Source organism: Legionella massiliensis, assembly GCF_000756815.1.
Classification (GTDB): domain Bacteria; phylum Pseudomonadota; class Gammaproteobacteria; order Legionellales; family Legionellaceae; genus Tatlockia; species Tatlockia massiliensis.
The window spans coordinates 463,128-477,166 of sequence record NZ_CCVW01000001.1 but is presented as its reverse complement, the minus strand read 5'-3'; the positions used below and the strand labels follow the sequence as shown (position 1 = coordinate 477,166).

Genomic DNA, 14,039 nt, shown 5'->3' with positions numbered 1-14,039 from the left:
TCTCCAAGATTTTTACATCCCACCTGAGCTATTACTCAGATTTTACATCCGTAGTTTCGTCGCTTGTCGGCGCACTCTCAATTTCCCTTTGCAGGTCGTGCATATAGCCTGCTAAAAAGAAAAGCTCCGCAGTTAGATACATTGGGGCAATTAGGGATTGCCATAGATTATCCATAAATGCAGGACGCTTGCCTTCAATAAAATGCCCCACAAGCTGAAAAGCCCAGCCCAACACAAAGGTGATGATAAAAACCCATAATGAGGTGCTATTAGGACCATTTTGACTGACTAAATTCGCAAACCACAGGAGTACAATAAAAATAAGGGTCAGAGCCAAGGCAATACGCCAATTTAGATAATAGTAATAGCCAAGTAAGACTAAAGAGGCCAAACCTGCAAGTGTAATATCCATAACTCCAGGAATAATCAGATGGAGAAACCCAAAAAAGACCATAACTGAAAAAATAATGAGGGGAACACCAATGAAATGTGTGTAACGAGTAATAGGTTTTTGGTGATAGGCCGCATAAAACTTTGCTTGTTCTATAAACGAATTCATTATGGTCATCCTGAATAGGGCTTAATTAAAAAGTAGCATCTCTTTATTAGACAAGCAATTCTTAGCCTAGCAATCGTCCTAAATATCGCCAGCTAGCCATCCCCGCAAGTGTCATAAAAAGTGAGCCGAAGAGATGGACAGAAATTGCGCCTAAAGACCAGGCAAATCTTTCTTGTTGTAGCAAACCGACAACCTCGGCAGAGAAGGTTGAAAAGGTTGTCAAACCGCCACAAAATCCTGTGATGATAAATAATCGCCATTCAGGCGCAATAGTGGGCATCTGGACAAAGTAGGCAATAGCTACTCCGATAATATAGCCGCCAACAAGATTGGCAACTAAGGTTCCCGGTGGAATATTCGGCAAAAGAGTATTAAGTTTTACACCAAGAAACCAGCGAAGAAGTGCGCCTAAGGATGCACCTAAAGCGATGGCTATAATGGATTTCCACATAGTGAGTCCTGAAATGGTAAAACGATTTAATTGATAGCTTATTGTTTAGCTGAAGCATAGGCAACAAACTATGGAGCAAAAGAAACAAATTAGAGCATGATGATAATAATTGATTATTTTTGTTTAAAATATTATCATATCTGTCCTCCCATACAAGGACAGATTTATGAAGTTTCTTAAAGTTTTAATCTTATTTTTTGCCTCGCTATACCTACAGCAGAGTTTTGCCACTGATGAACCCAGTTTAAGAGATAAGATTGGCCAGATGCTAATCATTGGTTTTGATGGCAAAACGGTCAATAAAAATTCGCCAATTATTAAAGCAATCAATGAGGTCAATATAGGTGGCGTTATTCTATTTGATTATAATTTTCGTACAGCTAGTTATGATAAAAATATTGCGAGTCCAGAGCAGGTCAGCGAATTAAATCATCAATTACAGAAAGCGACCAAACTGGCGAATGCAAAATATCATCGCCCGAAGTTACCTCTGCTGACGTCGGTTGATTATGAGGGGGGCGCTGTCAATCGCTTAGGACAGTCCTATGGTTTTTCCGCGACACATTCTGCAGCTGATGTAGGTAAGATGCCGGATGAAGAAGCAAATCAGGTTGCAGAAGCTATGGCTAAAACGCTAAGCGATTCTGGCTTTAATTTAAATTTTGCTCCTGTTTTAGATGTTAATGTGAATCCAGATAACCCGATAATTGCTAAATTGAAACGTAGTTTTTCGACAAATCCCAAAGAGGTTGCTCATTATGCATCGATCTATTCGCATAATTTTATAAAGCATAAAACACAATGTGCTTACAAACATTTCCCGGGTCATGGAAGCTCAAATGCTGATTCACATTTAGGCTTTGTGGATGTCTCTAATAGCTGGCTCGACTCTGAATTGGAACCCTATAAGTTATTATTGGATGGCAGTGATAGCTGTAAAATGGTCATGACGGCTCATATTGTAAACCGTCAGTTAGACGATTCTGGCCTTCCTGCGACCTTGTCACACAAAATTCTAACCGGACTCTTGCGTGAACAGCTGCAATTTGATGGGGTCATTATTACTGATGATATGCAAATGAAAGCCATAACCGCTCATTACAGCCTAGATAAGGCCTTAACCTTGGCTATTAATGCCGGCTCAGATATGCTGATTTTCGGTAACCAGTTAGCTGATAGGGCACAAGATCCTGCAGAGGTTATCGATATTGTTGAAGCCAAAGTAAAATCAGGAGAGATTCCTAAAAGCCGGATTGATGAGGCCTACAGCCACATCAAGGCCTTTAAAGAATCTCTTGTGCTTGAATAGAGTGAACAGTTACTAATAGTCCATAGTAAAAAACTGTGGGCTATAGCGATAACAAAACCAAAGAAATTTTTTATCATTGAGTACGATATAGATTTTTAGTGTATCAAGGGAAGCCAAATCTGGTTGCGGCGTGATAAAACAGACGCGATTATCGCCGCTAATATTTACAAGATGATAACTACGGACAGGAGAATAGGTCTTGGGAAAGACATAGTAGTTTGCCTCTGGTAATAAAATGACCGGTTTTCCTGTGACTACTATCTTATTATTGGCATAGCCTACGCAAGAACTGATAACAAGAAGTACAGAGAACAGCTTTTTGATTAACCCTTTCATAATAAGAGCCTCCTGCATTTTTACCTAGCTGCTTTGAACCAGGGCTTAACCCCTGCATTAGACCTCGGCACGCCCTCTCTTGCTGTTAATTATAGACCTTTATTTTCAAGCGAAGATCAAATTCCACAACTAACGAGAAAGCTGGTTGTGGCGAAAACAGGTCTGTACATGATCATTGACCATGCCGACTGACTGCATAAATGCGTAGCAGGTTGTTGGTCCCATAAATACGAAACCGTCTTTCTTCAATTGCTTAGCCATGGCCGTTGATTCAGGAGTAATTGCAGGAATGTCCGCTAAAGACGCTCTTTTGTTTTGTAAAACCCGTCCATCCGTAAACTGCCAAAAATAGTCAATGATATTCTCACGGTCTGCCACTTTTAAAAAAACTTGGGCATTGGTTTGGACGGATTTAATCTTCAAGCGATTACGTATTATTGCTTCATTGCCTAATAAACGCTGCATGTCTGCATCGGATAATACCGCCAGTTTTTCTGGAGAAAAATTTAAAAAGGCTTCACGCATTGCTGCACGTTTTTTCAAAACAGTAAACCAGCTTAATCCAGCTTGCATACTTTCAAGAATGATCATTTCAAACAGCTTTTCACGATTTCTAACGGGAACTCCCCATTCTTCATCGTGATAAGCAATATATAACGGATCTTTAAGACACCAGCTGCATTTTTCCATAAAGACGAATCCTTTAGCGTATTTTTCTCAGAAGATGCTTGGTCTGTAAGGGGGAGATAGGTTGATCTGCATAGAAAGCGACCGCAGCAAGATCTGTCCCAACCACATTGTAACTGCATACCCAATAACCTTCCTTGTCATAGTAAGGTTTTGAAGGTTCAGACAATTTATTTAGAGCGCTATTGCCCTTCGAAAGTGCAACATCCATAGAGTCTGTTTCAAAAAAACCGATAGCAAAGTACCAAGTGTGATTTGTGTCATAGGAGCTTTCCTGGAAGGCAAAAAAATAGTTCTTTGGAGGTAATTGATAGGCCATCGAGACTCCTTCGCTTTTGATTAGGCTAATCTTAGGGCAGGCATCTGGTGCTTGCATTTGAATCGTTGCAAAAGCAGCGTTTGCTGACAAAGTACCTAAGAGCATAAGAATTCCGGACTTTAACATCATGTAACTTACTCCATAAAAAATAAAAACCCCGCCAGCCTAACAACTGAAATAGAAATGTGCAAGTCTCGTAAAACGCTATCTTAGAAGAGATCAAAGCTTAGTTTGCCAAGGATATAAAGCACGTTGCCTGCACCAGCTGCGCCGGGAATGTAAGTCGCTGAAATAGACGCTTTGCGATAACTTACTGAAACCCAAGGAAGAACGCCCGGAAATGGAATGCCACCAAATATATCAGGGCGTTGAGTGACAAGAACTGTGTACCCGGCACCAAGGTTTAAATTAGGTGTTAGATGGGCAACTTTGAGAAAGGCGTAGCCAACAGCAGGTTCAATGTTCTTATGTGAATCCAGAAATGCAAAGGCAAAAAGCCCATGCCAGTCCCCTTTTTCATCATAGAACCCTTTACCTAAGCCGCCACCCCAAGCTTGTTCATTGTAAGAACGGATTTTATGTTTTGAGTAGGTATAACGGTTATGCCAGGCGTAACCACTGAGATAAAGTTCCTTGTCACCCTCTGTCCAAATCTGATGAAAACGCTTACAAATGGGCTTTGTCCAAGACCACCATTTGGTGCAGCTTTCAGTATAGTCTTTGGGTAACTCTGTTGCGGCAGGACTTTGCTGCGGTAATACGGAATTAGTGCCATTTGCGCTAGCCGTATTCAAAAAACTTAGTAATAACAGAGTAATGAGAAATTTTTTCATTCGATATTCAGCATAAACGGGGTTTCTCAGGTCATACTTTAGTGCTAAAGTTTCTAAAAACCTATACATCCTTGAAATGAAAATACCCATCTTGGCATTTACCGCTGTGTATTCAATTTCAAAAATCGAAAGAGCATACTAACATGGACTTGTTTCGTAAAAAAGACAAAGATGATACGGCAGATACTGAAACAAATTTAGTGAAGTGCTTGTCTTCTATTGATTTGCTATTGTTAGGTGTTGGGGCGATTATCGGTGCTGGAATATTTGTGTTAACCGGTATAGTTGCTGCGAACGATGCAGGCCCTGCAATAGTTTTATCTTATGTAGTCGCAGGTTTCGCATGCGCCTTTGCCGCTTTATCTTATGCTGAGTTAGCAGCCAGTATTGGTGGTTGCGGTAGCGCTTATGGCTATGCTTATGCTGGTTTTGGCGAATTAATTGCCTGGATTGTTGGCTGGGATTTGTTGCTCGAATATTCTATTTCTGTTTCTGCAGTATCCGTTGGATGGTCTAGCTATTTCAATGATTTTCTCACGGCGCTTAAACTTTATGTGCCAACAAAACTGCACCATGATGGTGGGCTTTTTAATCTTTCCGCTTTTTCTATCATTATTTTTCTAATGGTTTTATTAGGTTATGGTGTTAAATCCAGTTCTCGCTTTAATAATACAATGGTTCTGGTCAAGCTAGCGGTGATTCTGCTCTTTATTGTGATAGCTTCGACCGCAATTAAACCACAGTATTGGTCTCCTTTTATGCCTTTTGGTTGGTCAGGAGTAATGCACGGCGCCTCGTTGATTTTCTTTGCTTACATTGGTTTTGACGCGGTTTCAACCGCTGCCGAAGAGGCTGTAAATCCCCAGCGTGATATACCGGTCGGAATTGTTGGTTCTTTGCTGATCTGTACAGTTTTATATATTATTGTTTCAGGTTTGCTCACCGGAATAGCACCCTATAGCACACTTAATGTGTCTTCACCTATTAGTTATGCCTTACTCAATCTGGGTTATAAGTTTGCTGCGGGAATGGTTGGTGTGGGGGCTATTGCTGGTTTGACTACCGTTATGCTTGTGCTGTTTTATGGGCTTAGCCGTATTTTTCTAGCTATGGCGCGAGATGGTTTATTACCGCGTTTTTTTTCTCAGGTGAACGGTTATACAAAAACCCCCCTGCGCATTATTGTAACCTGTGGTCTGTTCATGGCCTTGCTTGCCGCCTTTGTGCCTATGCATGATCTGGCCGAGTTGGTTAATATTGGAACTCTTTTTGCTTTTATTACGGTTTGTGCAGGAGTAATTATTTTACGTTATACCCAACCAGATATGCCCCGTCCTTTTAAAACACCTTTAATGCCCTTAATTCCTGCATTAGGCATAATTAGTTGTAGCTATCTGATTTATAATTTGCCTGGACTCACAATGCTCCGTTTTATAATTTGGATGGCGGTAGGGTTGGTAATCTACTTTTCTTATAGTCGACATCGCAGTGAATTAAATTTAAATGAAAGAACGCGTTAATAATGGCTCTTCTGTTTCAGGAATGCTGAAAAAGCTGGTTAAAACTCATCAGAATGAATCTTCAGTGTCTTATGAGGAACTGGTAAAAACAATGGGTGAAAAGGCCTATGGCCTCATTGCAATCTTATTCGCCTTACCAAGTGCTCTCCCTGTTTCAGCTATTCCGGGAATTTCTTTTATCTTTGGTTTACCCATTGTCTTTATTGCAGTCCATATTATTTTGGCACGACCTGCCTTATGGCTGCCGCAAACCCTGGCTAAGCGCCGTATTGCTATGGATAAGCTTAGCCAAGTTATAAAGAAGACCCTGCCTTATCTGCTCTATATAGAACGTATGCTAAAAACGCGCTGGTTATTTTTTTCCTCGCCCACTATGGAACGCCTACATGGAATAGTCTTATTAGGCCTAAGCTTGCTTTTATTGCTGCCTATTCCCTTTAGCAACTTCTTTTTTTCATCTTTAATTATCCTGTTTGGCTTAGGAATCTCTGAAAGAGATGGGATTGTACTGGCTTTGGCCTATCTTGGTTCTTTTTTATATGCCCTTTTCCTGATCTCTTTGGCGCGCGGTTTAACGCACCTTATTTTTTCGTAATAGCTATGCCACAGAACCCCCATCATCCAGAGCGCAGCGAAGGATCTCCTGAATGAGGCACCGTGCTAATCCCGGAGATCCTTCGCTGCGCTCTGGATGACGGAATATAGAGGAGTCATCTATTAGATTTTTCCTTAGAAAAAGGTCAGCATGATCGCAGCAGAGATAATCCCTGCTGCAGGAATGGTTAGGAGCCAGGAAAGGAAAATGCGTTTTAGAACGGTTCGATGAGTTGCTTTCATACCATTATACAAACCGACACCAGCAATGGAACCCGTCACTGTGTGTGTTGTGGATACAGGGATACCTTGCTCTGTGGCCAGATAGATCATTATTGCTGCCCCGGATTCAGCTGCAGAGCCGCGCAGTGAGTTAAGTTCAGTTATCTTTGTACCCATAGTATGAACAATACGCCAGCCACCTGTAAGGGTTCCCAGGCTAATCACAATTTGGCATGAGATGACTACCCAGCAGGGTACATAAAAGGTATCGCCTAGCATATTGGCGGAAAACAGCAAGACAGCAATGATCCCCATTGTTTTTTGTGCATCATTCCCACCATGAGTGAGGCTCAACAAGGCAGAGGAGACGAGTTGAAAGCTATTAAACGCTTTTGTGACTGCGGGTTCTGAATACTTTTTTAATAAGAGGGTAAATAAGAAGGTCAATAAAAAACCGGTGACGATACCTACGGCTGGTGAAACAAAAATACCGATGGCAACTTTAAGAAATCCCAGTGGTTTAAGGGAGCCTACCCCTGCTTTTGCTAAGGCAGCGCCAGCAAGGCCGCCAATCAGGGCGTGCGATGAACTGGAGGGCAAACCATAGAACCAGGTTACCAAGTTCCAAAATATAGCGCCAATTAAAGCAGCGAAGACAAGCTGCGCATCAACAATTGCAGTATCAATCAAGCCACTACCAATGGTCTTAGCCACCATAAGGTTAAAGACTAAAAAGGCAATCAAATTAAAAAAAGCTGCCCAAAGTACTGCCTGGCGCGGTGTTAGTACACCTGTGGTAACAATCGTAGCAATAGAATTGGCTGCATCATGGAAACCATTTATGAAATCAAAACTAAAGGCAATAATAATTACCAAGATGATAAATAAACTGCCTGATTCCATCGCTCATCCTTATAAATCATTAACTCCCTCCAAACAGCTAACACACCGTTAGTATATCTTCGAAATTACCGCGTATTTATGCAGACTATTAAGTGCTTAGATCTCAGGTCTAATCCTAACCTGTTTAATTCGCGCCCCTTTTATTCGTTCAACCGTGGCAGAAAACTCAGGAAAATTAATGGTTGTTCCCTCTTTGGGCACGGAGCCGAGTGTATGTAGAATGAGGCCGGCTATAGTGGCGACTTCGGTTTCCTCATCAATGTCTAACGATAACTCACGTTGTAATGCTCGTTCAAGTGCATACAGAGGGCAATCGCCTTGCACAGTGATGCTGCCATCACTGTGGCTAAGCCAGGCATCCTGTGTTTTGTGGAATTCATCTTTAATCACACCAAGAACTAAATGCAATAAATTATCCAAAGTCACAAAGCCGGCAATTGCTCCCTGACGCCCATAAACTAAGGCAAAATGAGGCATTCCACCCTGAAATTGTCGTAATAAGTTTAAAACAGGAAGCCTGTAGGAAATTTTAGGGACAGGTCTAATTAAACTATCAAAAGAAAGCTCGACATTGCCTTGAGCCTCGTGCAGCAAGGGTTGTAAATCTTTTACATGAAGAATTCCAATAATTTGTTTTTTGCTGCGGTCATAGACTGGATAACGACTATAGCGATAGCGACTCAAAATCTCCATCAAATCATTGCTGGCAATTTTGTTGTCCAGCATGACCATATCGTCATAGGAGCGCATGATATCGCTCACATTAAGATCACCCATTTCCAAGGTGTGGGCCAGAATGCTTCCTTCTTGTTGGCTCAACTCGCCGTGCAATTGGCTGGAACGTAGGATTAATTTAATCTCCGCACTGGAGTGATATTGTTCTCCGGGATGAATAACGTCTAACTTGAGGCTTTTCAGCAATAGAATTGAACAGGAATTAAGCAGCCAAATCACCGGGTACATTAGCCAATAAAAATAATATAGGGGAGTTGCTGTCCATAGTGATATTTGCTCGCTTTGGCGAATTGCCAGCGATTTGGGCATTAGCTCACCGACGACTATGTGCAGAAAGGAAAGAAGTGTAAAAGCGATGGCGAAGCTAATAAATCCAATTACAGCGGGATTACTAAGGCCAATCCAATAAAAAAAAGGACTTAAAAGCTGAGCAAAGGCCGGCTCACCAACCCAGCCCAAACCTAAGGAGGCGAGTGTAATACCAAGCTGGCAGGCTGAGAGATAGGAGTCAAGATTTTGATGAACCTTGGCTAGAATTTTGCCTCGTCGGGGGTATTCTTCCTTGATGATTGCCACACGCGTGTAGCGTAATTTCACCATGCCGAATTCAGCTGCGACGAAAAAGGCATTTAGTAAAACCAGCACAAAGGCTGCAAGAATAAAAAGGAAATTTTCCATACTAGAAATAATAGCTGGAGCGTGTCATCAATTTGGATACGCTCTGCATTAATTGTTTTATAAAAAAAGGTAGCTCTGCCGCACCGGCTTCTATAGCAACCTCAGCATGTTGTGCCTCATCTTCATTCATCTGTTCTAAAATTGCTTTTGACTTTTGATCCTGGGCGGGTAGTTTTTGTAAATGCTTTTGCAAATGGTCGACAACTTGCTTTTCTGTCTCTGCGACAAAACCCAGGCTCCAGCGATCACCTGCGGCGCCTGCCAAGGTCCCCAACAGCAATGAGCCTAAATACCAAAAGGGGTTTAGCAAACTAGGCTGACTATCAAGTTCCTTTAATCTTTGTTCGCACCAGGCTAAATGATCGATCTCCTCTTCTGCAGCCGCATCCATTTGCGCTTTAACCGCTGTTAATTGCGCGGTTAATGCTTGTCCCTGGTAAAGTGCTTGTGCGCAGACCTCACCTGAGTGATTAACCCGCATTAATCCCGCCACATGTTTTTTCTCCTGCGAGTTTAAAGGGGCATCTGCAAGATTTTCGCCAGGGGATTTTCTTTGGCATGGGCGGCTTTTAGGGGGCGCTAAGGTGCGCAAAGCGTCATCAACTCCGCAAATAAGGTGTTCAATAAAACTAAGATGGCCCATTTTTTATCTCAATAAGTGGGTATTAATACTAGGAAACTAGTTAAGTTCTAATGTTAGCTCGAATAGGCTTAATTTTGAAATAGATTTAGAGGCAAGGGTTGTTTATTATTGGATCACGGTGTTCTAAAAGCTTATTTTTTATGCAAAACATGCTCGAAAACTAATTGTTTAAGAGTATAATAAAAAGAATGGTCCTAAACAGAGTGATTTGCAATTATGCCCTTAACATTACAAGTTTATACTCTTAACTGTGGTAATAGCACCCCAGGCCAAGAAGTCGCAAAAAGCCTTGTTGAGGATTTAGCTAACTCCGATACCGATCTGTTTATCTTGAACTGTCAGGAGGTGGATTTTAATGAAGCGATGGAGGATTTGCAAAAAGCTATAGGAACCACTGACCTCGTTGTTAGCAAAGGCCCTAGGATGGCGACTCATACTAAATTCAGCACGCAATTCCATAAAGATACAGGCATGATGTCTATTGTGTTGCATAAACCGGAAGTTAGTGTTGAATTTGATGATAAGGTGAGCGGTCATGCGAGACGAGATGGGGAGCGTATTCGTGGCGGAAGTGGTTACAACAAAGGGGGTATGCTAACCCGGATAAAAGCGACAAAAGGGCAAGAGACTTATAGCATTGATGCTGTAAACGGGCATCTCGATGCCTTTAGTGATGCCCAGCGAGCCCAAGATTGGGCAAATGTTCACGGCTTACAAAAATTTAATGTTACTAACTGGACGGAGCTCTGTGGGGTAATCCCTCATCTTAGCTGTAGCGGTCTTGATATGAATACCCGCAATATTATGAGCCAAGACAGCCATGGCACAATACAAAGCGAAAACGCATGGGACCACCTTTCTAATCCAGATATGCAGGGCTTTGCCATGGCCCCTCTTGGTAATCACCATCAATCGCGGCCTTCAACCTACTTAAATATTGAAGGGGTGGATGTGTTGAACAGGGCTGATAAGAAACGAGTAGGTAGGGCGAAAGGCGGAATGCTCGATGTTGTTTCTCATACAGATATTGATGCAGCTAAAACGCAATTGGCTTCGTCAACCTCTGCAGTGGTTGAGTTAGACGGCTCTATAATTCAACCCGTTGCAGGAGCTGCGCGTGATCATTCGGTTATTGGTAGTAGTGAAATTACCCTGGATCCTCGGCAAGACGAGGTTGAGCGAGTACGTGATGCAATCGTTTGTGCTTTAGTGGATGCTGCTCCAGAGCTTGCAAAACATCTGCTTTCTGATGCGTTTACTAGTGACAGTCCTGATAATCAAAAAGCCTATCTGCTCAAGGCCTACCAATTATATCTATCACCAAATGGGCTCCTGCAAAGACATCTGCAATTGCATGCAGATAAATTAGGATATCTGGCTCAATTTGAGAAAAGCCTTCCTGCCGATGCACCACCAAAGCTTTTGGCTGATTTTAAGCAACAACTTTTTTCTGAAGCCCCTTGGTTAGCTATTAGAAAACCTGAGTCACTTGGAAGTCTTGCTGATCTAGAGCAGGCAGCAAGTATTCATTCTGCTCTTCTAAAATTGGATGAATTAAAGTCTAAATATTTATGTGCAGCGGGTTCTGAGGAGGAGCGAAATATAGCAGCTCAAATCATTACAAATTCCGTAAAGCATTTGCTTGAAGCGGATGACTTACCGAGATTAGGTACCTGGATAGGACAAACTGAGAAATTATTAGCATTTAATCAAACTTTGCAGATCTATGAGCGTTATTTGCCAAAAGCCCCTGAGGGGCGTGGACATGATGCTCAGCAAGAGTTGCCTGCAAGTGAACAGTTATTGCTAGAGAAAAGGGAAATAATCTCTGATTTTAATATGGCGTTAACGCAAGATCAGGAGCCTAGCCAAATACTTGCCTCCCTTCACGAGACACTCAATTCAGAGGAGAAAACGTCTAAGCTGGAAAAGCACCGCGACGATTCTTTGCTTTATGAATTGTGGCGTAAACTTAAAGCGCTTGTTAGCAAAGATGGCGCCTTAAGTAAGGGCGGGCAATTTGCCCGCGATGCGAAGGAGCAGCTTAGTCGTGCAGAGGATACAGAGCTAGCTCCCGGCAATATAGAATATCGGCAATAAAAGAATGTTTGTAAGCGATCAGCCTGTGTATTGCGCTGTTACGCGTGGTGATTGGCTATCTGATGAGGAAAGGCTATTAGCATAGTAGAAGAAAGTTGCTTTTTTCCCATTTTTACTGGTATTTAACAGCGGATCGATCGCTTTATAAATTGCCTGATTTTCTGCGCTATTGACCCATAAGTCTGGTTGCTCATTAGCGTTACAAGGCGTGCTTTTATCGAGATTCTTAAGCAAGATGGGACCTGATTTTATCGATTTTAATAGATAAAAAGCAGTCCCATCTTGACCATCGTTAAGACGAATAAGTGCAGGACATTTTATTTCGTGAGAATTAAGTTTTCTCAGTTGTTTCATGTTTTCAATGGTTTTAAACCCGAGATAATAGCCACTTTCTCTTCTTTTTATGTGATCTTGAATAATAGGGGCAATACCGAAAGCTATTTGCTGAATGACAAAATCGCATAACTTCTTATTGCGCTCGCTATCAACAGTTTTACCATCAAGAGAAAGGGTATTCCAAAGTGTTCTCCAATCAGTCATCTCCATAGAAAATGTTACGAAAAAATGAAATACCTTAACGATCTGTGCAGGAAGGCACTTGAGTCTTTCATCTGCAGGGGTACTCATATAGAGATTCATGCATATATCAATTTGTTGTTTAGTAGAGCAAAGGAGATTATTGACTATTAGGGGCGCAAGCTCTTCGCCAACAGCATCATTGTCAATGTAAAAATTTGAAAAAAACAAACGTCCAGAAAGAGGGGAGTCCTCAGAGGCAGCGTCTCCTTTTAGCCAAAATTGCTCTATATATTTTAAAGCTAAGGGATGCTTCTGATGGAGCTGAACGAAGTAATCTATATATTGTTGTAAAATGCCCGAGTCTATTAACACATCATCAAATGCCATATCGAGTCTCGTGTAGTTGGCGATAATTGATATTTAAATTTACAATTTAGTTTTTTGCAAGATATTTGATCTTACTATTAGAGGAAAAATAGGCATCGGGCAAAATTGTAATAGGTTACCTTACTCCGTCATTGTTAGCGTTACTAATCGACTTGCTGATGCTGAGCCGCTGTCCATGCCGGTCTACAGGAAAGGATAAGTTCTAGGCTCCCTTCCCAATAATAGGGCTCTCCAGCATCTATAATAATGCTATCACCCACGGTTAAAGGAATTTCTTCGCCATTAATGACAATCTTGCCTTCGCCCGCTTTCACATAGGCCAGTTCCTGACACTCTTGATTAACCGCCCTGCCATTTTCAGGATAACGACCGCTAATAGCAGCAATGGCAATATCTAACATAGGGTCGTTTAAGGGATATTCTATAACAGAGCAGCTGTTACTATTTGCCTTTTCCTTTGCTTGATTTTTAAATGCTACTTTCATTCAAATACTCCTTAATAAACTTCTTCCACAATGAGTTGGTTAAAATTCGTTATTACTTTGTCCGCATGTTGAAATTGATCCTTTTTATAACTAGTCAATATGGCAATGGCCTGCATCCCAGCAGCTTTCGCAGCGTCTACCCCGTGAGGTGTGTCTTCTATAACTAAACATTCACTAGGGGGAACATTAAGTTGCTTCGCGGTGAGCAAATAACCTTCAGGAGAGGGCTTACCCTGTTGCACATCTTCTGAGGTAATAATCGTATTGAAATAGCTTTGCAATCTACCTTGTTTTAATTTTGTGAGCACCGCCCTAATTTCATTTCGAGTGGAGCCTGAGCAAATAGCAAGTTTAGGTATTTTTTGAGAGATATATTCAATGTATCGATCAACAGAGTCAATCATCGGCAAGCTATCACAGAGCCTGACTATTTCTTGATAGTGCTTCGTCTTTTCTTCAATAAGGGCATTAATTTTGTCCAATGAAAGGTTGAAATTTTTTGCAGAAAGAACCTTAGGGAACATTTCCTTATCTGAGAGACCAAGGTATTTCTCTACATATTCCTCATAGCTTAGCGCCAAGCCCAATTGTTTAAAAACAAAAGAACAAGCTTCATAGTGAAGTGGTTCACTGTCTAAAATCACACCATCAAAATCGAAAATAAGCGCTTGAAACATAAATTTCCTTGTAAAGGGTTGAGTATAAATTTAATCATTATGCTCCCAAAGACGTACGTCATGTCGAACGTAGAGAGACATC

General features: G+C 41.5%; 16 protein-coding genes. 4 read left to right on the top strand and 12 right to left on the bottom strand.

Annotated elements, in window-relative coordinates:
* Positions 1-31: 31 nt before the first annotated feature.
* Entirely contained in the window at positions 32-559 is a 528-nt protein-coding gene (locus tag BN1094_RS02050) for an Mpo1 family 2-hydroxy fatty acid dioxygenase (RefSeq protein WP_043872747.1), read from the bottom strand.
* Positions 560-620: 61 nt separating this feature from the next.
* Positions 621-1,010, bottom strand: a complete 390-nt coding sequence (gene crcB / locus BN1094_RS02045; RefSeq protein ID WP_043872746.1) for a fluoride efflux transporter CrcB — start codon at positions 1,008-1,010, stop codon at positions 621-623.
* A gap of 166 nt (positions 1,011-1,176) precedes the next feature.
* On the opposite strand from crcB, the gene BN1094_RS02040 reads away from it, so the two are divergent.
* Positions 1,177-2,319, top strand: coding sequence for a glycoside hydrolase family 3 protein (locus BN1094_RS02040; RefSeq protein WP_043872745.1), 1,143 nt, complete (start codon positions 1,177-1,179; stop codon positions 2,317-2,319).
* 12 nt (positions 2,320-2,331) lie between these two features.
* Here the strand turns inward: BN1094_RS02040 and BN1094_RS02035 are convergent, their stop codons facing one another.
* From BN1094_RS02035 to pagP, 4 genes are all read right to left on the bottom strand, one after another.
* On the bottom strand, positions 2,332-2,655 hold the full coding sequence (locus BN1094_RS02035) for a hypothetical protein (RefSeq protein WP_141650405.1): 324 nt from the start codon (positions 2,653-2,655) through the stop codon (positions 2,332-2,334).
* Between the two features lie 129 nt (positions 2,656-2,784).
* Positions 2,785-3,345 (bottom strand): DNA-3-methyladenine glycosylase I, encoded by a 561-nt coding sequence (locus tag BN1094_RS02030; protein WP_043872744.1) that lies wholly within the window; start codon positions 3,343-3,345, stop codon positions 2,785-2,787.
* Positions 3,346-3,358: 13 nt separating this feature from the next.
* On the bottom strand, positions 3,359-3,790 hold the full coding sequence (locus tag BN1094_RS02025; RefSeq protein WP_043872743.1) for a DUF4949 domain-containing protein: 432 nt from the start codon (positions 3,788-3,790) through the stop codon (positions 3,359-3,361).
* Positions 3,791-3,870: 80 nt separating this feature from the next.
* Positions 3,871-4,494 carry a lipid IV(A) palmitoyltransferase PagP gene (pagP, locus tag BN1094_RS02020; protein WP_043873655.1) on the bottom strand — a complete coding sequence of 208 codons (624 nt, stop codon included), beginning with the start codon at positions 4,492-4,494 and terminating at the stop codon, positions 3,871-3,873.
* A 143-nt stretch (positions 4,495-4,637) separates the two neighbouring features.
* On the opposite strand from pagP, the gene BN1094_RS02015 reads away from it, so the two are divergent.
* Together BN1094_RS02015 and BN1094_RS02010 are read left to right on the top strand one after the other, a co-directional pair.
* Positions 4,638-6,014 (top strand): amino acid permease, encoded by a 1,377-nt coding sequence (locus BN1094_RS02015; protein WP_043872742.1) that lies wholly within the window; start codon positions 4,638-4,640, stop codon positions 6,012-6,014.
* Positions 5,998-6,609, top strand: coding sequence for an exopolysaccharide biosynthesis protein (locus BN1094_RS02010; protein ID WP_043872741.1), 612 nt, complete (start codon positions 5,998-6,000; stop codon positions 6,607-6,609). Before BN1094_RS02015 ends, BN1094_RS02010 begins: the two co-directional genes overlap by 17 nt.
* A 134-nt stretch (positions 6,610-6,743) precedes the next feature.
* Here BN1094_RS02010 and BN1094_RS02005 read toward each other — a convergent pair whose 3' ends face one another.
* The 3 genes from BN1094_RS02005 to coq7 form a co-directional block, all read right to left on the bottom strand.
* Positions 6,744-7,733 (bottom strand): inorganic phosphate transporter, encoded by a 990-nt coding sequence (locus tag BN1094_RS02005; protein ID WP_043872740.1) that lies wholly within the window; start codon positions 7,731-7,733, stop codon positions 6,744-6,746.
* A 96-nt stretch (positions 7,734-7,829) separates the two neighbouring features.
* Entirely contained in the window at positions 7,830-9,146 is a 1,317-nt protein-coding gene (locus tag BN1094_RS02000; RefSeq protein ID WP_043872739.1) for a hemolysin family protein, read from the bottom strand.
* 1 nt (position 9,147) lies between these two features.
* Entirely contained in the window at positions 9,148-9,789 is a 642-nt protein-coding gene (gene coq7 / locus BN1094_RS01995; RefSeq protein ID WP_043872738.1) for a 2-polyprenyl-3-methyl-6-methoxy-1,4-benzoquinone monooxygenase, read from the bottom strand.
* Between the two features lie 216 nt (positions 9,790-10,005).
* Between coq7 and BN1094_RS01990 the strand changes: the two genes are divergently transcribed.
* Positions 10,006-11,889 (top strand): hypothetical protein, encoded by a 1,884-nt coding sequence (locus BN1094_RS01990; protein ID WP_043872737.1) that lies wholly within the window; start codon positions 10,006-10,008, stop codon positions 11,887-11,889.
* 18 nt (positions 11,890-11,907) lie between these two features.
* On the opposite strand, the gene BN1094_RS01985 is transcribed toward BN1094_RS01990, so the two are convergent.
* The 3 genes from BN1094_RS01985 to BN1094_RS01975 all read right to left on the bottom strand — a co-directional run bounded on the left by BN1094_RS01985 (position 11,908) and on the right by BN1094_RS01975 (position 13,957).
* Entirely contained in the window at positions 11,908-12,795 is an 888-nt protein-coding gene (locus tag BN1094_RS01985) for a hypothetical protein (RefSeq protein ID WP_043872736.1), read from the bottom strand.
* A 143-nt stretch (positions 12,796-12,938) separates the two neighbouring features.
* Entirely contained in the window at positions 12,939-13,280 is a 342-nt protein-coding gene (locus BN1094_RS01980) for a cupin domain-containing protein (protein WP_043872735.1), read from the bottom strand.
* A gap of 11 nt (positions 13,281-13,291) precedes the next feature.
* The gene (locus BN1094_RS01975; RefSeq protein WP_043872734.1) at positions 13,292-13,957 is read right to left on the bottom strand and encodes an HAD family hydrolase; all 666 of its coding nucleotides are present in this window, start codon (positions 13,955-13,957) and stop codon (positions 13,292-13,294) included.
* Positions 13,958-14,039: the final 82 nt, after the last annotated feature.